Source organism: Promicromonospora sukumoe 327MFSha3.1 (genome assembly GCF_000385135.1).
Lineage (GTDB): Bacteria > Actinomycetota > Actinomycetes > Actinomycetales > Cellulomonadaceae > Promicromonospora > Promicromonospora sukumoe_B.
The window spans coordinates 1-20,794 of record NZ_ARQM01000006.1 but is presented as its reverse complement, the minus strand read 5'-3'; the positions used below and the strand labels follow the sequence as shown (position 1 = coordinate 20,794).

General features: G+C 70.2%; 18 protein-coding genes and 1 pseudogene. 15 read left to right on the top strand and 4 right to left on the bottom strand.

The genetic code is table 11. The features are described 5' to 3' along the window. The first annotated feature begins 93 nt into the window (after positions 1-93). The 6 genes from H291_RS28425 to H291_RS0103155 all read left to right on the top strand — a co-directional run bounded on the left by H291_RS28425 (position 94) and on the right by H291_RS0103155 (position 5,203). Entirely contained in the window at positions 94-2,556 is a 2,463-nt protein-coding gene (locus H291_RS28425; RefSeq protein ID WP_051109372.1) for a transglycosylase domain-containing protein, read from the top strand. Positions 2,557-2,770: 214 nt separating this feature from the next. Further along, complete coding sequence (gene rpsF / locus H291_RS0103175; RefSeq protein ID WP_020013534.1) at positions 2,771-3,061, top strand: 30S ribosomal protein S6; 291 nt, start codon at positions 2,771-2,773, stop codon at positions 3,059-3,061. Between the two features lie 110 nt (positions 3,062-3,171). After that, positions 3,172-3,720 (top strand): single-stranded DNA-binding protein, encoded by a 549-nt coding sequence (locus H291_RS0103170; RefSeq protein ID WP_020013533.1) that lies wholly within the window; start codon positions 3,172-3,174, stop codon positions 3,718-3,720. 79 nt (positions 3,721-3,799) lie between these two features. Continuing rightward, positions 3,800-4,036 carry a 30S ribosomal protein S18 gene (gene rpsR / locus H291_RS0103165; RefSeq protein WP_020013532.1) on the top strand — a complete coding sequence of 79 codons (237 nt, stop codon included), beginning with the start codon at positions 3,800-3,802 and terminating at the stop codon, positions 4,034-4,036. A 17-nt stretch (positions 4,037-4,053) separates the two neighbouring features. Further along, positions 4,054-4,503, top strand: coding sequence for a 50S ribosomal protein L9 (gene rplI, locus H291_RS0103160; protein ID WP_020013531.1), 450 nt, complete (start codon positions 4,054-4,056; stop codon positions 4,501-4,503). 280 nt (positions 4,504-4,783) lie between these two features. After that, positions 4,784-5,203, top strand: coding sequence for a hypothetical protein (locus tag H291_RS0103155; RefSeq protein ID WP_157236688.1), 420 nt, complete (start codon positions 4,784-4,786; stop codon positions 5,201-5,203). A gap of 36 nt (positions 5,204-5,239) precedes the next feature. Here the strand turns inward: H291_RS0103155 and H291_RS28420 are convergent, their stop codons facing one another. Further along, positions 5,240-6,625: an MGH1-like glycoside hydrolase domain-containing protein gene (locus H291_RS28420; protein WP_020013529.1), complete on the bottom strand. Its 1,386-nt coding sequence runs from the start codon at positions 6,623-6,625 to the stop codon at positions 5,240-5,242. Between the two features lie 60 nt (positions 6,626-6,685). Between H291_RS28420 and H291_RS0103145 the strand changes: the two genes are divergently transcribed. The 5 genes from H291_RS0103145 (at position 6,686) to H291_RS0103120 (ending at position 13,351) form a co-directional block, all read left to right on the top strand. Further along, positions 6,686-8,098, top strand: coding sequence for an ABC transporter substrate-binding protein (locus H291_RS0103145; protein WP_020013528.1), 1,413 nt, complete (start codon positions 6,686-6,688; stop codon positions 8,096-8,098). 45 nt (positions 8,099-8,143) lie between these two features. Then, complete coding sequence (locus tag H291_RS0103140) at positions 8,144-9,046, top strand: carbohydrate ABC transporter permease (protein ID WP_232215977.1); 903 nt, start codon at positions 8,144-8,146, stop codon at positions 9,044-9,046. Continuing rightward, a complete protein-coding gene (locus H291_RS0103135) occupies positions 9,043-9,909 on the top strand; it encodes a carbohydrate ABC transporter permease (RefSeq protein ID WP_020013526.1) in 867 nt (288 codons plus the stop codon). The genes H291_RS0103140 and H291_RS0103135 overlap by 4 nt, the downstream gene beginning before the upstream one ends. A gap of 53 nt (positions 9,910-9,962) precedes the next feature. After that, on the top strand, positions 9,963-11,117 hold the full coding sequence (locus H291_RS0103130) for an ROK family transcriptional regulator (RefSeq protein WP_020013525.1): 1,155 nt from the start codon (positions 9,963-9,965) through the stop codon (positions 11,115-11,117). Positions 11,118-11,416: 299 nt separating this feature from the next. Further along, positions 11,417-13,351, top strand: coding sequence for a hypothetical protein (locus H291_RS0103120; protein WP_020013523.1), 1,935 nt, complete (start codon positions 11,417-11,419; stop codon positions 13,349-13,351). 132 nt (positions 13,352-13,483) lie between these two features. Here H291_RS0103120 and H291_RS0103115 read toward each other — a convergent pair whose 3' ends face one another. Next, on the bottom strand, positions 13,484-14,200 hold the full coding sequence (locus tag H291_RS0103115; RefSeq protein ID WP_020013522.1) for a DUF305 domain-containing protein: 717 nt from the start codon (positions 14,198-14,200) through the stop codon (positions 13,484-13,486). 281 nt (positions 14,201-14,481) lie between these two features. Here H291_RS0103115 and H291_RS0103110 point away from each other — a divergent pair, with 281 nt between their 5' ends. Next, positions 14,482-15,855, top strand: a complete 1,374-nt coding sequence (locus H291_RS0103110) for an LVIVD repeat-containing protein (protein ID WP_020013521.1) — start codon at positions 14,482-14,484, stop codon at positions 15,853-15,855. Between the two features lie 237 nt (positions 15,856-16,092). Then, on the top strand, positions 16,093-16,872 hold the full coding sequence (locus H291_RS0103105; protein ID WP_020013520.1) for a DUF305 domain-containing protein: 780 nt from the start codon (positions 16,093-16,095) through the stop codon (positions 16,870-16,872). Positions 16,873-16,923: 51 nt separating this feature from the next. Here H291_RS0103105 and H291_RS0103100 read toward each other — a convergent pair whose 3' ends face one another. Then, positions 16,924-17,742: a CPBP family glutamic-type intramembrane protease gene (locus tag H291_RS0103100; protein WP_020013519.1), complete on the bottom strand. Its 819-nt coding sequence runs from the start codon at positions 17,740-17,742 to the stop codon at positions 16,924-16,926. A 267-nt stretch (positions 17,743-18,009) separates the two neighbouring features. On the opposite strand from H291_RS0103100, the gene H291_RS0103095 reads away from it, so the two are divergent. Both H291_RS0103095 and H291_RS0103090 read left to right on the top strand, forming a co-directional pair. Next, the gene (locus H291_RS0103095) at positions 18,010-20,193 is read left to right on the top strand and encodes a carbon starvation CstA family protein (RefSeq protein WP_084467694.1); all 2,184 of its coding nucleotides are present in this window, start codon (positions 18,010-18,012) and stop codon (positions 20,191-20,193) included. Then, positions 20,190-20,381 carry a YbdD/YjiX family protein gene (locus H291_RS0103090; RefSeq protein ID WP_020013517.1) on the top strand — a complete coding sequence of 64 codons (192 nt, stop codon included), beginning with the start codon at positions 20,190-20,192 and terminating at the stop codon, positions 20,379-20,381. The genes H291_RS0103095 and H291_RS0103090 overlap by 4 nt, the downstream gene beginning before the upstream one ends. 148 nt (positions 20,382-20,529) lie before the next feature. Here H291_RS0103090 and H291_RS34060 read toward each other — a convergent pair. Further along, a pseudogene (locus tag H291_RS34060) lies at positions 20,530-20,794 on the bottom strand (hydrolase); the annotation flags it as partial.

Here is a 20,794-nt window from a genome sequence, read left to right as displayed (position 1 = left end):
ATCTGGCCGCAGACGCCCCGACGCCGGCGTGGCATCTGGAACTACCCGCGGCCGCATCGCACGGGCCTGCGCGCGTGGATCCCGTCGTGGCGCGTGGTCGTCGGCACCGGGCTGACCCTGCTGTCGCTCGGGGTCGGTGTGTTCACCGCCGGCTGGATCGGCTGGCCGGTGCCCGACGCGCGCGCGTCGATCGGCTCGCAGACCACCACGGTCTACTACGCCGACAACAAGGTGATGGGGAAGTTCGCGGCGGTCGACCGCACGATCCGCAAGCTCGACGAGCTGCCCCCGTACGTCGGCCAGGCCGTCATCGCGTCCGAGGACCAGGGCTTCGAGGACCACATGGGCGTCGACCCGCTGGGTATCGTCCGCGCGGCCATCAGCAACGTGACCGGCGGCGGCCGCCAGGGCGCGTCGACGCTGACGCAGCAGTACGTGGAGAACACGTACTACGAGCCGGGCCAGTCCTCCTACGCGGACAAGTTCCGCGAGATCATCCTGGCCCTGAAGGTGGACCAGGAGAAGACGAAGGACGAGATCCTCGAGGGCTACGTCAACAGCATCTACCTGGGCCGCGGCGCCTACGGGTTCGAGGCCGCGGCGAAGGCGTACTTCAACAAGCCGGCGGCCGAGCTCACCGTCTCGGAGACCGCGATGCTGGTGGGCATCATCCCGTCGCCGTCGTACTGGGACCCGCGCTTCGGCGAGGAGTCGAAGGCCGTCGCGGAGCAGAAGTGGGCCCGTGTGCTGCGGAACATGGCCGACATGGGCTACATCACGCAGGAGGAGCGCAAGTCCGCCACCTTCCCCGAGCCCATCGAGTACAAGCCGGCCTCGCGCGCCGGCCAGGTGGGCTACCTGCTCGAGGAGGTCCGCAAGGAGCTCGCCGACCCCGACGGGGCGAACATCAGCGAGGAGGAGCTCATGACCAACGGTTATGAGATCCACACGACGATCAACTCGAAGTTCCAGAAGGCCGCGGTCAAGGCCGCGAACACCATCCCGTACAAGGGCGAGGGTGCCGCCTCCAAGCGGCTGGGCGTCTCGATCGTGTCGATCGACCCGAAGGACGGCGCGATCCGCGCCCTGTACGGCGGCAAGAACTACGAGGAGGTCCAGTTCAACTCCGCCACGGACGGCAAGGCGCAGGGTGGCTCGACGTTCAAGCCGTTCACCCTCATCGGCGCGCTCGAGGAGGATCACGAGCTCAACGAGTACTACAACGGCAACAGCCCGATGCAGATCCCGGGCTGGACCGAGCAGGTGGACGGGGTCGAGACGGAGAAGGAGCTCACCAACTTTGGTCCCGCCGGATCAGGCGGTGAGTCGTACGGCGACATCGACCTGGTCGACGCCACGGCGAACTCCGTGAACACCGTCTACGCGCAGCTCAACGTCGAGATCGGGGCGAAGAAGTCGCAGGACGTCGCGATCCGGGCGGGCATCCCCAAGGAAGCGACCAACGACGAGCTGTCCAACGTGCTCGGTACGTCCAACGTGCGCCCGGTGGATCTGGCGGGCGCCTACGCCACGTTCGCGGCGCAGGGCACACGGCACGAGACGCACATCCTGACGTCGGTGAAGCGGGGCGAGGAGGACGTCTGGCAGTTCAGCGGCGAGAACACCAAGAAGGACATCATCGACCCCGTCGTGATGGCCAAGGCCACCTATGCGATGGAGCAGGTCGTCAACGAGGGCTCCGGAGTCCCCGCGAAGGAGCTGCTCGGCCCGGACGGGAAGCAGCGCCCCGTCGCCGGCAAGACCGGCTCCACGAACAACAACAGGTCGGCCTGGTTCGCGGGCTACATCCCGCAGCTCGCGACGGTGGTGGGTCTCTACCAGACCAGCGAGAAGGGCGGCGAGGAGACCATCACGCCGTTCGGCCAGTGGGCCGGCGGCAGCCTGACCGGTGGTACCTGGCCGGTCACAGCCTGGACGCAGTACATGCAGGAGATCACGAAGGGCATGGAGGTCGAGGAGTTCCCGCCCTACGTGCCGCCGGCCCCCAAGCCGTCGCCCACGCCGACCCCGTCGCCGACGCCTTCGGAGGACCAGATGGTGATGGTCCCGACCGGGCTCGTGGGCCAGCAGTTCGCGGCCGCCGCGGCCGCAATCTCCGGCGCCGGGCTGAACCCGCAGCTCGTGGAGGTCCCGAGCGACCAGCCGCCGAGCACCGTGCTCTCCGTGGAGAAGGAGGGGCAGGAGGTGCCGCGCGGCTCGGGCATCCGGGTCGAGGTCTCGACCGGACCTGAGCAGCCCGAGGCCACCAATGTGCCGGGCGGCCTGATCGGCAGCAGCGAGGGCAGCGCCCGCGGCAAGCTCCAGGGCGCCGGCCTCGAACCGGTCGTCCAGTACCAGCCGTCCGACGACGTCCGGCAGGGCACCGTCATCGACGTCAGCCCCGGCGAGGGCACGCAGGTGGAGTCGGGCAGCCCGGTGCAGCTGATCGTCTCGTCGGGTCCGGACGTCGGTCTCCCGACCGGCGAGCCGACCGGCGGTGGCGGAGGCGGCGGCGGTGGTGGCGGCGGTGGCGGCAACGGGAACAGCAGCCCGTAGCCGTCCGGCTGCCGATGGTCGAGGGGTCGTCTCCTGCGGGAGGCGGCCCCTCGGGCGTTCCCGGGGCCCGGCACCGGCCCCGCGGAGGTGTGAGAGGGGTCTCCCGCGCTCGTTTCCGTCGTCGCGCACATGCCAGGTAGGCTTGACCCTTGCTGTGAACCCTCCTGTCACGGAACGACCGTGACCGCTGAGACCAGAGGAGGTGGGTATACACATGCGTCAGTACGAACTGATGGTGATCCTGGACCCGGAGGTCGAGGAGCGCACCGTTGCCCCGTCGCTCGACAAGTACCTGTCGGTCATCTCGACCGAGGGTGGCTCCGTCGACAAGGTGGACATCTGGGGCCGTCGCCGCCTCGCGTTCGACATCGCGAAGAAGTCCGAGGGCATCTACGCCGTCGTCGACTTCACCTCGACGTCGGACACCGCCAAGGAGCTGGACCGGCAGCTCGGCCTCAACGAGGTCGTCCTCCGTACCAAGATCCTGCGCACCGGCGACAAGTAAGTCGTCGGATCTGAACCTCCAACGCCCGCGCGAGTGTCAGTGGTTCGTGGTTGCATTCACCGCGAGCCCGGACAACGCGTACGGAACGTCGACTGAATCGAGGAATTGGCATGGCTGGTGAAACTGTCATCACAGTGATCGGGAACCTCACCGGGGACCCGGAGCTGCGCTTCACCCCTTCCGGTGCGGCGGTCGCCAACTTCACGGTGGCGTCGACCCCGCGGACCTTCGACCGCCAGAGCAACGAGTGGAAGGACGGGGAGACCCTGTTCATGCGCTGCTCGATCTGGCGCGAGGCCGCGGAGAGTGTCGCGGAGTCGCTGACCAAGGGCACGCGCGTCATCGCGCAGGGTCGCCTGGTCCAGCGCTCGTACGAGACCCGTGAGGGCGAGAAGCGCACCGTCGTGGAGCTGCAGGTGGACGAGATCGGTCCGTCCCTGCGCTACGCCACGGCCAAGGTCACCCGGGCCCAGCGGTCCGGTGGCGGCGGCTTCGGTGGCGGCGGCGGTGGTGGCTACAACGGAGGCGGCGGCCAGCAGGGCGGCGGCTCCGGCGGAGGATTCAGCTCTTCCGGTGGCGGTCAGAGCAATGACGACCCGTGGGCCACGGCAGGCCCGGCGTCGTCGGGCGGCTCGTTCTCGGACGACCCGCCGTTCTGATCGGCACCCCCCAGTTCACCTTTTGTGCTCATGCAGCCCGCCAGGCGAAGTGAGCAGCACCTGACGAAGGAGCAACACCATGGCGAAGCCTGTGGTGCGCAAGCCCAAGAAGAAGATCAACCCGCTGAAGTCCGCGAAGATCGCCAACATCGACTACAAGGACACGGCGCTGCTGCGCAAGTTCATCTCCGACCGCGGAAAGATCCGTGCCCGTCGCGTCACCGGCGTCTCCGTCCAGGAGCAGCGCCAGATCGCGAAGGCCGTGAAGAACGCCCGCGAGATGGCCCTGCTGCCGTACACGTCGACGGCTCGCTGAGGAAGGGATCGAGAACAATGGCAAAGCTGATCCTGACCCACGAGGTGACCGGCCTGGGCGAGCCCGGCGACGTTGTTGAGGTGAAGGACGGGTACGCCCGTAACTTCCTCATCCCGCGTTCGCTGGCGACCCCTTGGACCAAGGGCGCCGAGTCCGACATCAACGCGATCCGCAAGGCTCGCAAGACCCGCGAGATCGCCTCGCTGGACGACGCGAAGGCCCTGGCCTCCTCGCTGTCCGCGAAGCCGGTCGTCGTCACGGCGAACGCCGGCCCCGGTGGCCGTCTGTTCGGCGCGGTGACCACGGCGGACATCGCCGGTGCGGTTGCCGCTGCCGGTGGCCCGTCGGTCGACAAGCGCAAGATCGAGATCGGTCAGTCCATCAAGACGACCGGTGACTACACGGTGTCGATCCGCCTGCACCCCGAGGTGTCGGCCAAGATCGGCGTCCAGGTCGTCGCCGGCTGAGCTTCGGCTCGGCTGATCGCCTGATCGCGAGAAGGCCCCGGTTCCCCTGTGGGAGCCGGGGCTTTCTGCTGTGCCGGGGCGGCTCGGCTCCGTCGCACGAAGGTGCGCTTCTACCCAGCGATTAGGCCCGAAACACGGCTGTTTTCGGGCGCAATCGCTGGGTAGATGTCCCACCGGCGGCCAGGTATAGCGTGTGCGATCGAGCCCGGTCTCCGAACGTGAGCGGAGCATCGCGCTCTGGACCGGCGTCTTCGATCGAATCCCTGGAGAGTGTGGTGCCGTGACCCGTCGTCGTGCGATGAGGCTTGGCTGGCCGGTATGGGCGATCGTGGTGCTCCTTTCGCTCGCCCTGCTGGTTGCTCTGGGGGTGGCGCTCTTCTTACGGCTCATGCCAGGTTCAGGGCTCATGGACCCCAGCGGCGGGGTCAACGTGCAGTACTACGAGCACCAGGTCGACGCGTTCGAGTACGAGCTGGAGGAACGCGCGGGACAGGGCCGTCTGGACCGGTCGGAGATAGACGCGATATTCGGCGATACGTTGTCGGTCGAGTGGGGAGGGGAGTTCGGCGAGGGGTACCGGATAGTCGTCCATCTCGAAGCCCCCGACGGTTACGACCCGTGCCACACCTACGAGCTGTCTCCGTTCGGAGGTGCCTCGCCGGACTCGCTGAAGATTCCCGAGGAATGCCGCGACCAGTGAGGTAGCGGTCCGGCTACGTCGTGCCCCTGCGACGAATCAGCATCCCGGCCCCGGGAGCACGGTCGACTCGTCCGAGAGCAGCACGTCCAGGGTCAGCGCCGCGGTCCAGGAGAACTGGCGCGTCCCGCGGCCGGCCCCTGTGTCGGGGTCCACGTACTCGGGAAACTTCCCGGGCGCGGCCACAGCGAAGTGCTCGCGCAGGCGGGCTGTTGGCTCGTCCTGGCCCAGAGCCTGCACGGCGCGCAGGAGCACCCACGACGTGTTGAACCACGCTGGCCCCCGCCAGTACAGGGCTGGGTCGAACGCGGGGTCGTCGCGCGAGGTGCTCGGCAGGTACGGTCCCCCGCCGAGGAACCCCGGTGCGGCGAGCGTCGCGAGCAGCCGTTCGCTGCGGCCCGGCGCCAGGCCCGCCCGTCCGCCCGCGGCGGTGCCCGCCCTCCTGTCCGCAGTTGCACCTGTCGTCGTGCTGGCACCGGTGCGCGTCGAAACGCCGGCGAGCAGCAGCGGGACCAGACCGTTGACGGTCGCCCGCGGGACCGTTTGCCCCGTCGTGTCGTCCAGCGCGACGTACAGGCCCAGGTCGTCGTCCCAGAGATGCTCGTCCATCGCGGCGATCACACGGGCCGCGGCTGCCTCGTGCGCGCCGGCTCGCGCGTCGCCGCCGCCGTCGGGCAGCGCCTCCGCCATCCTTGCCAGGGCAATCTCCGAGACCGCCAGCAGCGTGCTGAACAGCGGGCAGACCATGGCGAACCCGACCGGCACGTCATCAGCGCAGCCTGCGTCGTGGTAAGTCTCGGCGAGCCGGTAGTAGCGGCGGTAGTCCCGGCTTCCGGGGCGCTCGCCGGACCCGGCGTGCCGCAGGTCGGGCCTCCGCACGGGCGTGCGCGCCTGCGGCGGCACCCGTTCGAGCGCGGTATCCCACAGGGGCGAGTTGTCGGTCCCGGTCTCCCACGGGTGCTTGGCCACCGGCAGCCCGACGCCGCCCGCGCGGGGACCGTGCAGGTACCCGTGCCAGCGCGCGAGCCGGGGGTACACCCGCGCGAGGAATCCCTCCCGCGCGGAGCCGGCCGGGTCCGCGCAGTGCACCAGCCACGCGGCCCAGGCGTGCACGGGCGGCTGCACCAGCCCGGAGGTCGCCGCACCCCAGAAGGCTGCCCCGGGCGCGTAGTCGTCGTCGCGGCTCACGTCGTAGACGATCTGCGGCACCCGCCCGTCGGCCCACTGGGCGTCGAGCAGGGCGAGCAGCTCGGCCCGGGCGCGTACCGGCTCCTGGTGCCGCGTCCCGATCGCGACGAACGCCGAGTCCCAGCTCCACTGGTGGGGGTACAGCCCGGTCGCCGGGACGGTGTGCCGGCCGGTCCAGTTCCTGTCCAGGACGCGGGCGGCGGCGTCGACCGCATCTTCCTCAAAGTCCTTGTGCATCTTTCGACAGTAGGTTAGACATAAGTGCCAGATCTACTCACTCGATGACGAGGAGAAGTCATGCTCCGGCACCACCGCGCGGCCACGGCCCGCCTCACGATCGCGGCGGGCACCGCCGTGGCAGCGTTCCTCACGCTCACCGCCTGCGGCAGCGGCGGTCCCGAGTCGGACGGGACGGTCACCGTCTGGACGGTCGAGACCCAGCCCGAGCGCCTCGCGATCCAGCAGGCCGCGATGGACGCCTGGGCCGAGGACTCCGGCCTGGAGACCGAGCTGGTGCCGGTCGAGGAGGACCAGGTCTCCCAGCTCCTGTCCGCCGCGGCACTCTCCGGCGAGGACATGCCCGACGTCGTCAACGCGATCAGCCCGGGGCTGGTCCGGTCCTTCGACCGGGACGGCTACCTCGACCGGGACGCGGCCGCCGAGGTGGTCGACGCGCTGGGTGCCGACACCTTCACGCCCGAGGCCCTGGAGCTGACCAGCGACGGCGACGAGCTGCTCGCCGTCCCGTCCGACGCCTGGCCGATGATGGTCTACTACCGCACCGACCTGTTCGAGGAGGCGGGCCTGGAGCCGCCCGCCACGTACGACGACCTGCGCGCGGCGGCCGAGGAGCTGTCGGCCGACGGCCGGTACGGGATCACGCTGTCCACGGACGCGGCCGACCCGTTCACGCAGCAGACGCTGGAGTTCCTGGCGCAGGGCAACGGCTGCGAGCTCGTGGACGACGCCGGGGAGGCCACCCTCGACAGCCCCGCGTGCACCGAGACGATCGACCTGTACGGGGCCCTGGCCGCCGACTTCTCGCCGGAGGGCTCGCAGGGCGTCGAGTCCACCCGCGCGTCGTACTTCGCCGGGCAGGCGGCCATGACCGTGTGGTCGTCGTTCCTGCTGGACGAGATGGCCGGCCTGCGGGAGGAGTTCACGCCGTCGTGCGACGAGTGCGCGGACGACCCGGGCTGGCTCGCCGAGAACACCGGCGTGGTCCCCGTGGTGGAGGGGCCGTCGGCGGGCGGCGACGGCGGGAACGCCGCCGGCTACGTCGAGTTCGTGTCCTGGGGCATCACCGACGGGGCGGACCCCGAGACCGCGGACTTCGTCGAGTACATGATGTCCGACGCCTACGTGGACTGGCTGGCCATGGCGCCCGAGGGCAAGGTGCCGGTGCGCACCGGCACGGCGGAGAGCCCCACCGAGTACACGGACGCGTGGTCCGGGCTGGAGATCGGCATCGACTCCCGGCAGACGTTCTCCGACGTCTGGCCCGCCGAGGTGACCGACACCCTCGCCGCCGCCCCGGCGTCCGCCGACCGCTGGGCGCTGCCGCAGGGGCAGGGCGCCATCCTGGGCCCCATCACGAGCGAGCTGCCGCTCGCCAAGGCCGCGGCCGACCTCGGTTCGGGCAGCGTCGACGCCGCGCAGGCGCAGGCGGCCATGCAGGAAGCGGTGGCCGAGATCGCCGGCCGGGACTGACCCGTGGCGCGGGTCAGAGAGGGCCGGCTCCGCCCGGTGCCGGGTGTGCCGACCTCGAAGCTGCGCGGGCGGGAGAACCGCGACGGGATCACCCTCGTCGCGCCGGTGGTGCTGGTCGTGGCCGCGATCATCGTGGTGCCGATCGTCTGGACCGTGGTGCTGTCGTTCCAGGACGCGCGCTACGTGGACGTGGCGCGCAACGGCCTGTTCAACGAGCTCACGCTCGACAACTACGCCGACGTGCTCACGTCGCCCGCGTTCTGGCAGGCGCTGGTCACCACGGTCCAGTACTCGGTGGCGACCACCGTTGGGTCGATCACCGTGGGCCTCGTGGCGGCGCTCGCGTTCCGGGACCGGTTCCGGTTCCGCGCGCCCTTGCGCGCCGTCATGCTCCTGCCGTACGTGGCGCCGGTCGTGGCCACCACGTTCGTGTGGCAGGTCGCGCTGAACCCGCAGTACGGCGTGGTCAACGCGTTCGGCACGCAGGTGCTCGGCTGGGAGCACCCGGTCAACTTCCTCTCGGCCGCGCCCACGGCGCTCGGCACCGTGATCGTCTACGACATCTGGCGGTACTTCCCGTTCGCGTTCCTCTTCCTCGGGGCGGCGCTGACGGGCCTCAGCAAGGAGATCGAGGAGGCTGCCGTGGTCGACGGCGCCACACCGCTGCAGAAGTTCTGGTTCGTGGTGCTGCCCCAGCTGCTGCCCACGATCGCCCTGCTGGTGCTGTTCCGCATGGTCATGGCCTTCAACGAGTTCGACGACGTCTACCTGCTCACCGGCGGCGCCGCGGGCACGCAGGTGGCCTCGGTGCGGGTGTTCGAGCAGCTCACCGGGTCGAGCGACATCGGCGGCGCCAGCGCGACCGCCGCGGTGATGGCCGTGTTCCTGGGGGTCGCGCTGGCGATCTATCTGCGCCTGACGGCCCGGCAGCGGGAGGAGAACCGATGAGCGCGGTGTCCGTGCAGAGCAGCGTGCTGCGGGTGCTGCGCGTCGTGGTGATCGTCGCCCTCGTCGCGGCCACCGTGCTGCCGTTCGTCTACATGCTGAGCCTCAGCTTCGTGCGCATCGACGATCTGCTGCGCGACCCGCTGCGGGTGCTGCCGCAGCTCGACCGGATCACCACGGAGACCTACCGCGCGGTCCTGGCCTCCGAGGAGGACGGCGGGTACGGGTTCGGCCGGTTCATGCGGAACTCCGCGATAGTCGCCGTGGCGGCGTCGGCGCTGACCGTGGCGCTGGTGGTGCCGGCGTCGTACGCGCTCACCCGGCTGCGGTTCGCCGGGCGCTCGCAGGTCTCGTGGCTGTTCCTGGCCGTGTACCTGTTCCCGACGATCATCATCGCGGTGCCCGTGTTCGTCGGCTTCCAGGTGCTGGGCCTCGGGTCGTCGCTGGTGGGGCTGGTCATCGCGTACATCGCGCTGACGGTGCCCGTCTCGGTGCACATGCTGCGCAACTACCTCGCGGGCATCCCCGAGTCGATCGACGAGGCGGCAGTGATCGACGGCGCCTCCCGTTTCCAGATCCTGACCCGCATCACCGTGCCGCTCGCGATGCCGACCATCATGTCGACCGCGCTGTACTCGTTCATGATCGCCTGGAACGAGTTCCTCTTCGCGCTGCTGTTCCTCTCGGCCAAGCAGGATCTGTGGACGGTCTCCCTCGGCCTCACCCGCCTCGCGGACGGTCAGGAGGTGTCGAAGACGGTTCTCATGGCGGGCAGCGTGCTCCTCACCGTGCCGATCGTGATTTTGTATGGAGTGGCCGAGCGCGCCCTCACCGAGGGACTCACCGCGGGGGCCGACAAGGGCTGATCCGCCCGGGAAGAGCGAGGGCTGGTCGGCCCGGGAAAGAACTGAGGAAGAACGTGGCAGCAGGCGCGGGCGAGATCCTGCAGCTCATCCGGAGCGGACGGGCGACGACGCGCATCCAGGTGCTGGAGGCGACGGGGCTGTCGCGGGTCACCGTGGCGCAGCGCATGGACGCGCTGGTGGCGGCGGGCATCGTCCGCGCCCAGGGCGACGCGGGCGCGACCGGCGGACGGCGCTCGGAGCGGTTCGTGTTCGACCCGACAGACTCGCTGGTGCTCGTGGCGGCGCTGGAGCTCGAAGGAGGGGAGCTCGCCGTCGTCGACCCGCACGGGACGCTGCTGGCACGGATGCCGCTGGCCGTCGACCTTGCCGCCGGGCCGGAGACGGTGCTGCCCGAGCTGCTGGACGGCTTCGACACGCTGCTGGCCGACGCCGGGATCAAGCCGGCCTCCGTCGGCGGGGTCGCGCTGTCGGTGCCCGGCCCCGTGGACCCGCACGACCACCGGTTGTCCGACCCGCCGGTCATGCCCGGCTGGGGTGCGTGGCCCGTGGTCGAGGCCGTGCGCGCCCGGTTCGACGTGCCGGTGCACCTGGAGAACGACGCCGACGCGACGGCGTACGGCGAGTTCACCGAGCTCGGCTCCGGCCGGGAGGGCCAGCCGGAGCCGTTCGTGCTGGTCAAGGTGTCGCGGTTCCTCGGGGCAGGGCTCGTCATCGACGGCCGCACCTACCGCGGGACCGACGGCGGGGCGGGCGACATCGGTCACGTCGACGTCGGCGGCGACGCCGTCTGCCGCTGCGGTCGCCGGGGCTGCCTCGCCGCGGAGGCGGGCGGCACGGCGCTGCTGCGCCGGCTCGGGGAGGCAGGGTCCGACGTCGGCTCGCTGGCCGGGCTGCGGGCGCTCGCCGAGCGCGGCGACCCGCTCGTGACGGCCGAGCTCGAGCGGGCCGCCGGGCTGATCGGGCGCGTGCTGGCCGTGGTTATCGGGGTGCTCAACCCGGCCGACCTGGTCGTGGCCGGCGAGCTGGCCGTGCCGGCGGTGATCGCCGGCATCCGGGCCGGTGTGTACGCGGGCGCGCAGCCGCGGGCGACCGCTCGGCTGCGGATCCGGGCCGCCGCGCTGGGGCCGGACGCCGTGCTCGTCGGGCTGGCGCGGGTCGCCGTCGACGACCGGTTCTCGGCCGAGGCGGTCGACGCCCGGCTCGGCTGACTTCGGGTCAGTAGAACCGTTTCGGGCGAGCGGGTGATCTTCTCTCCTTTACTGAGTTGTGATCAGTAAAAGCGTTCCGCAGGACTGAACGCCCGGGTAACTTCTGCGCAGATGCCCACCACCACGGGCTTCGTGCTCGCCAACGGCGGCGAGCCCGGCGGGCAGGGGCGCCGGTCCGACAACTTCCGCGGGGCGACGAAGCCCGCAGAACGAGAGGCGAACCGATGACGCAGCTTCATGCATCACCGAGACCACGATCAGGACCCGGGCCGACGATCCTCGCGGCGGTAGGCGTAGCCATGCTGCTGGTCGGTGCCATCGTGGCAACGGCCTTCATGCTCTTGTTCCAGGGCAGCGTCGCGGACGGCGCGGTCCGGCTCGACGACGGCGCGAGCACGCTGAACGACGGCGTCCAGGCCGAGCTGGTCTCGGGTGTCGGCGACCTGAGCGCCGGTGCCACCGAGCTCAACAACGGTGTGCAGAACGACGTGGTGCCGGGCGCGGAGAAGCTCGCCGCCGGAACCGCGGAGCTCGACGCGGGCTCCGCGAAGCTGCGCGCGGGCGTGATCAAGCTGCACGACGGGTCCAAGCAGATCGCGGACGGTACGGCCGAGACCGCGTCGGATGTCGCGGACCTGGCGGACGCGTCGCTGCGGCTGACTGCCGGTCAGACGAAGCTGAACGACGGGCTCGGCGAGCTCAACACCAAGGCGCCGGCGCTGGCTGAAGGTGCGGAGCGGCTTGCGGACGGGTCCGCGGAGCTGCAGACCGGCCTGATGACGCTGAGCGGCAGGACGCCCAAGCTGATCGACGGGGCGAACCGGCTCGCCGATGGGAACGCCCAGCTCTACGGCGGCAACAAGGAGCTCAACTCCGGGCTGTCGCAGCTTGCCGCCAACAACAAGGCGATTCTTGGCGGGACGAGTTCGGTCCAGGAAGGAGCAGGTGCCCTCGCGACGGGTGCTGTGGCTCTGGACGAGGGAGCGGACCAGGTGGCCGCGGGCGTTCAGCAGCTAAAGGCGGGCGCCCCCGCGCTCGTCAAAGGCGCTGGCGACACGGCGGCAGGAGCAAAGAGCGTGGCAGACGGCGCGGCCGCGGTAGCCGGAGGCGTTGCTGCTGCGCAGGGCGGTGCTGGTACTCTCTCGACGAAGATCGGTGGCCTCGTCTCCGGGGCGGACCAGGTCCAGGGTGGCAACCGAGCTCTGCAGCAGAAGCTGACGCAGCTTGCCGGCGCCACTGACGACCCGACCCTGAAGGCGCAGCTCGAGGCGCTCGCTGCGTCGTCGGACAGCCTGGCTGACGGTGCAGGGCAGGTGAGCGCCGGAGCGGCGCAGGCTCGTGACGGCGCGGGCGGTCTCGCCGCGTCTCTCGGCACCCTGTCTGCGGGGGCGACGGGCGTATCCAACGGCGCTCAGTCCGTGGCCGCGGGCGCTGCGCAGGTATCCGGCGGTGTTCAGCTGGTGTCGGATGGGCTCGAGCCGCTCGCCGTGGGCGCGGCTCGTGTTGCAGCGGGTTCGGAGCAGCTCAAGGGTGGTGCGGCAGATCTGCATGCTGGCACCGGAAAGCTCGTTCCCGGAATTCAGCAGTATGTGGCGGGCGTCGGTTCGGCCTACGCGGGAAGCGCCCGGCTCGTCGGAGGCGCTGAGCGTGCGGCGGCTGGCAGCGCTGAGCTCGCTGCCGGTGCTGACGCGCTCAAGAGTGGGGTGCCCAAGCTCGTCTCCGGCGCGAACCGGCTCGCCGACGGCAACGCCACGCTGGCGGGCCAGACGCCGGCGCTCGTCACCGGTGTCGGCCGGCTCCACAACGGCTCCGGCCAGCTCCTCGACGGCATCATCGAGGTGCGCGACCGCGTCGTCCCCAAGGTCGAGAAGTCGCAGAAGCTGGCCGACGGCTCGGTCAAGGTGCGCGACGGCCTGGAGGACGCCCGCGACGGTGCACGCGACCTCAACGACGGCACGGGTGCCCTCGACGACGGTACGCACACCCTGGCCGCGGGCGCGGTCACACTGGCCGACGGCACGCAGCAGCTCGCCGACGGTTCGGTGAAGCTCGCCGCGGGCACGTCCGACGTCGCGTCCGGTACGGCGCAGCTGTCGGACGGCACCGGCGTGCTCCGCACCAGCGTGGACGGTGCGCCGGCGGGTGCGATCGGTGTCGGCGTGATCATCGCGGCGGCACTCGGTGTGCTCCTGGCCGTCGCCGGCCTGATCCTGCTGGGTCGGCGCCGCATCTGACCGGTCGGCGGCGGCCTGGTGGGGCCGACGCCGATCACCCTTGATCGCCGGGAGACGGAGCGCCTGCTCCGTTCCCGGCGATCGTCATGTCCCAGGTCGTCGTGTCACGGGCCGGCGAGCCGGGTCAGCGCGTCACAGCGCGTCGAGCATCTGGTCCAGCCGGTCGATCTCCGCCATCTGGTCGGCGGCGATGTTGTTCGCCAGCTCCAGGACCCGCTCCTCGCTGCCCGCCGCGGCGACGTCCTTGCACATGGCCAGCGCACCCTCGTGGTGCTTGATCATGCCCTCGAGGTACAGCCGGTCGAACTCGGTCCCGGACGCGTCCTCCATCTCGGCCATCTCGGCCTCGCTCAGCATGCCGGGCATGTCGGCGTCGTGCCCGTGCTCCGGCGCTCGCGGACCTGAGCCGTCACCGCTCTCGGCGGTCACCGGGACGGGGTAGTCGTTCTCCTCCAGCCAGTCGGACATCAGCTTGATCTCGCTGCCCTGCACCACGTCGATGCGGGTGGCGAAGGTCTTGATCTGCTCGGACTCCGCGCGCTCCGGCGCCAGCACCGACATGTCGATGGCCTGCCCGTGGTGCCAGATCATGTCGGTGAGGAACTCGGCGTCCGCCTTCGAGAACGGCGCCTCGGCGTTGGGCGCCCCCTCGTAGTCCTCGGGCGCGATGGTCTGGGCCGCCTCCCCCGGCTTGCCGGGCTGCACCACCACGGAGCTCGGCTTCGAGACCTCCTCGGGCTCCTCGTCGGGCCCGCAGGCGGACAGCACAAGGGCCGGCGCCAGCACGGCCAGGCCGATCGCGACCGTCCGGACGCGCGATCGTCGTCCGGCACCTGTCAGCGTCTTCACGGGCGGATCCTCTCGTACGGGCTGAAGTCCGCGTCATCGTTCGGTCATGCGCTGGGTGGCCGCAGACCATCGGAGGACGTTGGCGCCGGAATCTACCAACAGGTCATCACATGCGGACACCAAGCCTGATGTCGCTTCCGCGCCGCTAGGTGGCGCTTTGTCACCACCATGTTAAAGATCCCGAAACTCCTGGTCCTGAGAGGTCCCTGTGAGCAACACTGCCCACAACCGACCTAGGAGGTGTGACGCCCGTGCGTCGTCCAACCTTTACCCGACCTCGTGTGCGGGGCGCCGCCGGCGCCGCCCTGGCCGCGATGATCGCGGCCACGGCCTTCGCGGCGCCCGTCGCCGCGGACGTCGCAGCTCCGGACGTCCCGCCGGGCGAGACCGCGTCCGAGAACATGACCCACCTGAGCAACCAGCCCAAGAACGGCGCGCTCCAGGGCACCGGCTCGGACATCGCGTTCCAGGGCAAGTACGCGTTCGCCGGCAACTACGACGGCTTCACCGTGTACGACCTCTCCGACAAGGAGAACCCGGAGCAGGTCGTGCAGGTCTACTGCCCCGGCTCGCAGAACGACGTCTCGGTCTACAAGGACATCCTGGTGCTGTCCACGGACTCGTCCCGCAGCGACGACTCCTGTGCCTCGACGTCCCTGCCCGCCACCGAGAAGGCGGCATGGGAGGGCATCAAGATCTGGGACATCTCGAACCCGCTGTCCCCGAAGTACATCAAGTCGGTCGAGACCTCCTGCGGCTCGCACACCCACTCGCTGGCGCCGTCCAAGAACGGCAAGGACCTCTACGCCTACGTGTCGTCCTACTCGCCCAACGCGACGTTCCCGGACTGCCAGCCGCCGCACGACTTCATCTCGATCGTGAAGATCCCGGTGAAGAAGCCGACGTCGGCCAAGGTCGTCGCCACGCCGGTCCTCTTCCCGGACGGTGGCTACCCCGGCGACCCGAGCCGCAGCGCCTCCACCACGAGCGGCTGCCACGACATCACCACCTACGCCAAGTACGACCTGGCCGCCGGTGCGTGCATGGGTGACGGCATCCTCATGGACATCAAGGACCGTGAGCGTCCGAAGGTGATCAGCCAGGTGCGGGACACGGAGAACTTCGCGTTCTGGCACTCGGCCACGTTCAACAACGACGCCACCAAGGTGGTCTTCACCGACGAGCTCGGCGGCGGCGGTCTCGCGACCTGCACCGGCGAGTACGCGCCGGAGCTGGGCGCCAACGGCATCTACGACATCGAGCGCGGGCGCCACGGCAAGAAGGAGCTCGAGCTCAAGTCGTACTACAAGATCCCGCGCATCAACACGGCCGACGAGAACTGCGTGGCGCACAACGGCTCGCTGATCCCAGTCAAGGGCAAGGACATCATGGTCCAGTCCTGGTACCAGGGTGGTGTGTCGGTGTTCGACTTCACCAACTCGGAGCGTCCGCGTGAGCTCGCCTGGTTCGACCGCGGCGAGGGCGTCAGCAGCGGCGGCACCTGGTCGACGTACTACTACAACGGCTACGCCTACTCGAACGACCTCGGCATCGGTTTCGACACGTTCGACATCGACGACTCGATCGACGGCAAGGCCGAGCGGGTCAAGCAGAAGTCGCTCAACCCGCAGATGCAGGAGTCGTTCGGGCGCTGACCCGACAGCCGTCTCCGACGTCTGACACCCCGAGGCCCACCGGCACATCGTTGCTGGTGGGCCTCGGCCGTCCCGGGGTCCTCTTTCGAGGCCTAAGTTTCTTCGCTTTCGGTCGGCTCAGAGCGAAGAAACTTAGGCCTCGAAGGGGAGTATCAGGCCCGGTCGTTGCTGGTGACTGACCGCATGAGGGTTTTCCGTGATGGCGCGTACGGTGGTTTGTATGGGAACCTCCCGGACATGACGCCCCAGGACTCGACGACCGAGGACACCGCCCCGCCGTCGGGCGAGGTCTCCGACCAGGAGCCGACGACGCCGTCGTCGGCCTACGGGCTGGGGCGACGACTGCGGATCATGGGCGCCGTGCTCGCGGGCGGCCTCGCCGTCGTGCTCGCGTTGCTGCTCTGGCTCGGCGTGCTCGTCCCTGCCAAGCAGGAGGCCGCCGGGTACTCCGAGGCCGACTCCGGCTACGCCGCCGTCGCGATCGAGCACAACGCGCAGGCCGTGCAGCTCGCGGCGCTCGCCCCGGGCCGGTCCACCGACGACGACGTGCTCGCCCTCGCCGTCGAGGTCGGCGAGGCGTCCGCGGGCCGGGTCGACGAGCTCGCCGCCTGGCTGGAAGCCCGGGACATCCCGGTCCCCGCGGCGGGCCGGGAGGCCCTGGCACTCGCCGCGGGCGGTCTCAAGACCGAGGTGCCCGACGACGGCAGCGGGCCCCGGGCCGGTGCCACCGCGCACTCGCACGAGGGCGGCAACCACGGCATGCTCACCGACGAGCAGATCGACGCCATGGCTCGGCTCGACGGTTCGGAGTTCGACATCGCGCTGCTCGCGGCGCTCGTCGAGCACCACTACGGCGGGCTGCAGCCGGCCGACAAGGAGATCGAGGGCGGCACGGACGCCGAGGCCATGGCGCTCGCGCAGTCCGAGGCGGACGCGATCCGGGTCGAGGTCGAGGACGTGCGCGACCTGCTGGCCGCCGTCGGCGGACCGGGCCAGACGAACGACCAGACGAGCTAGCCGGACGGCGCCGCGGCGCCCGGCCGGGCCGGCAGCGGCGCCGTCCCCCGGTCAGGGCGCCGTGACGAAGATGTCGAACAGCTCCGGGTGGTGCCCGTGCACCAGCACGGCGAACACCACGGCGTCGAACAGCAGGTGCACCGCCACGACGTAGCTGAGCGACTTGAACTTCGCGAAGATCCAGCCCTGGACCAGCGCGAACGGCACCGTGAGCAGCGGCCCCCACTCGCGGTAGCCGAGCTCCCACAGGAACGACACGAAGATCATCGACTGCAGGACGTTGGCCTGCCACATCGGGAAGTGCTTGCAGTACAGGGCGAACACGACGCAGATGAAGAACAGCTCGTCCCAGATGCCCACGGCGTTCACGCCCACGAACAGCCGCCAGATGTCCTGCGTCCCGTCCAGGTCGGGCCAGTTCAGGTACGCGCCCGAGCCGAGGAAGTAGAACGGCAGCACGAGGTAGCCGATGAGCACCACGAGGGCGAGGTAGACCCACTGCCCGCGGGTCCAGCGCTGGCCGGTCGCCACGGGGAACCGGATCGTGTCCTGCTTGAACACGAACCGGGACAGCGCCCACGGCACCAGCACCGACCCGCCGAGCGCGAGCGTGAAGCGGAGCATCCCGGCGTCGGACAGGTCGGCCTTCAGCGAGATCAGCGAGATGATCCCCATGCCCACGCCGATCAGCGCCAGGTCGCGGCCCAGCGCCCGGTCGGCCCACAGGCCCAGCGCGATACCCAGCACCAGCGGCAGGTACGCGATCGGTCGGATGTGGATCGCGAACAGCAGGATCGCGGACGCGGACACGAGGAAGGCGGCCGTGAGCCGCGCCGGGCCGAGGAGCGGGGCGGGCAGGGTGAGGGTCACGGGGATGACACTCCCACACCTCACGTGTCAGACCTACAGGTCACAGGAGGGATCTGTACGTCTGGCACGTCAAGTCCGGGGGATCGGGCCTGGTTCTTCTTGATGCGGGGGAACTAGAGTCGGTGCGCAGTCAGGTTTCACCCAGCATCCGGCCCGCCATGGGCCGGCCACCCCGGCAAGGAGGCCGCCGTGCGCTCACCCGAGCACGTTGAGCTGGTCCGGAACGATCCGGACCTCCCCCCGGTCGCGGTCATCGACCGCAGACCCATGACCACAGGCAAGAAGCTGATCTTCGCCGCGATCGGCGTCGTCGCGGCGGTCGCGTGGGCGCTGGTCGCGTTCGTGCGCGGGGAGTCGGTCAACGGCGCGTACTTCGTGGTCGCGGCCGTCGGCACCTACGTGGTCGCGTACCGCTTCTACGCCCGCCTGATCGAGTACAAGGTGGTGCGCCCGCGGGACGACCGCGCGACGCCGGGCGAGGAGCACGAGAACGGTCAGGACTACGCCCCGACCGACCGCCGGGTCCTGTTCGGCCACCACTTCGCGGCCATCGCGGGCGCCGGCCCGCTGGTCGGCCCGGTGCTCGCGGCCCAGATGGGCTACCTGCCGGGCACCATCTGGATCATCATCGGCGCCGTGCTGGCCGGCTGCGTCCAGGACTACCTCGTCCTGTGGCTGTCCACCCGCCGCCGCGGCCGCTCGCTGGGCCAGATGATCCGCGACGAGATGGGCTCCATCGGCGGCGCGGCAGGCCTGATCGGCGTCTTCGTCATCATGATCATCATCCTGGCGGTCCTCGCCCTCGTGGTGGTCAACGCCCTGGCCGAGTCGCCGTGGGGCGTGTTCTCCGTGGGCATGACCATCCCGATCGCCCTGTTCATGGGCGTCTACCTGCGCTACATCCGCCCCGGCAGGGTGTCCGAGGTATCCATCATCGGTGTGGTGCTGCTCGTGCTCGCGATCGTCGCGGGCGGCTGGGTGGCGGACACCCCCTGGGGTGCCGAGACGTTCACGCTGGAGCCGGTCACCGTCGCCTGGCTGATCGTCGGCTACGGGTTCCTGGCCTCCGTGCTGCCGGTGTGGCTGCTGCTCGCGCCGCGCGACTACCTGTCCACGTTCATGAAGGTGGGCACGATCATCCTGCTCGCCGTGGGCGTGATCGTGGCGCAGCCCGCCGTCCAGGCGCCGGCCATCTCCAGCTTCGCCATCGAGGGCAACGGCCCGGCGTTCGCCGGCTCGCTGTTCCCGTTCCTGTTCATCACCATCGCGTGCGGCGCCCTGTCCGGCTTCCACGCGCTGATCTCGTCGGGCACCACGCCCAAGCTGGTCGAGAAGGAGAGCCAGCTCCGGCTCATCGGCTACGGCGGCATGCTCACCGAGTCGTTCGTGGCGATCATGGCGCTGGTCACGGCCATCTCCATCGACCAGCACCTGTACTTCACGCTGAACGCGCCGGCCACCCTGACCGGCGGCGAGCCGGGCTCGGCGGCCGACTACGTGAACGGCCTGGGCCTCGCCGGCCCGCCCGTCACGGGCCAGGAGATCCAGGCGGCCGCCGACAGCGTGGGCGAGGAGTCCATCGTGTCCCGCACCGGCGGCGCGCCCACCCTCGCGTTCGGCATGGCGCAGATCCTGGGCTCGTTCCTCGGCGGCTCCGCGATGACGGCGTTCTGGTACCACTTCGCGATCATGTTCGAGGCGCTGTTCATCCTCACCACGGTCGACGCCGGTACGCGCGTGGCCCGCTTCATGCTCTCGGACACGCTGGGCAACCTCGGCGGCCCGCTCAAGAAGTTCCGCGACCCGTCGTGGCGCGTGGGGGCGTGGATCTGCTCGATCGTGGTCTGCGGCCTCTGGGGCGCCATCCTGCTGATGGGCGTGACCGACCCGCTGGGCGGCATCAACACGCTGTTCCCGCTGTTCGGCATCGCCAACCAGCTCCTCGCCGCCATGGCGCTCGCCCTGGTGACCGTGGTCGTGGTCAAGAAGGGCTACCTCAAGTGGGCCTGGATCCCCGCGGTGCCACTGCTGTGGGACCTCGCGGTGACCATGACGGCGTCGTACCAGAAGATCTTCTCGCCCGAGCCGAGCCTGGGGTACTGGGCGCAGCACAACGCGTTCCGCGAGGCGCGCGCCGCGGGCGAGACGTCGTTCGGCACAGCGGCCGACCCGGCCGCCATGGACGCCGTCATCCGCAACACGTTCCTGCAGGGCACGCTGTCGATCGTCTTCGCGGTGCTCGTGCTGGTCGTCGCCCTCGTGGCGCTGTGGGTGTGCGTCAAGGCGATCCGGGCGGGCGGCCTGCCGACCACCGAGGAACCGGACGCGAAGTCGGCGACGTTCGCGCCGTCGGGCCTGATCTCGTCCGACGCCGAGAAGGAGGTGGCGGCCCAGTGGACCGCCTACTACGAGGAGAACCCGGACAAGCTCAGGACGGGGACGCACGCGTGAGCTCGCTCCGCCGGGGCTGGCGCGCCCTGACCTGGTACGTCACCGGCGTGCTGGGCGAGAGCGACTACCAGCGGTACGTGGCGCACCTGCGCCGTGTGCACCCGGACGCCGCGGTGCCGACCGTCCGGGAGTTCTGGCGGGACCGGTACGCGGCCCAGGACGCGAACCCGGGCGCCCGCTGCTGCTGAGCCGGTGAGCGGCCGGCCGTGCGAGCGGCTGGCTCCGCCGGCGGGCGAGTGATCGGTAGAAAGTCAGGTGGTCGGCAACCCGGGTTGCCGACCACCTGACTTTCTACCGACCACCCTGATCACGCCTTACCGCCCGCCCCTGCCCCGCCTACGTCAGGTGGTCGTTGGCGCCGCTCGTCCAGGCCGCGTGCCGGTCCGCGGAGCGCAGCACGATCGCCCGGGCGTCCACCGGGATCACGCCCCGGAAGTTGTTGTAGAGCCGGTCGAACTCGAACCGCGCCACGTGGTTCGCGACCCGCTGCACCACGGGCCCCGACAGCGGGATCCGGTTCGGGTAGCTGCGCATGAACGACACCGACGTCCGGTCCGGGTTCGCGAAGATCGTGTCGCCGCTGAGCAGCACGCCCCTGCCC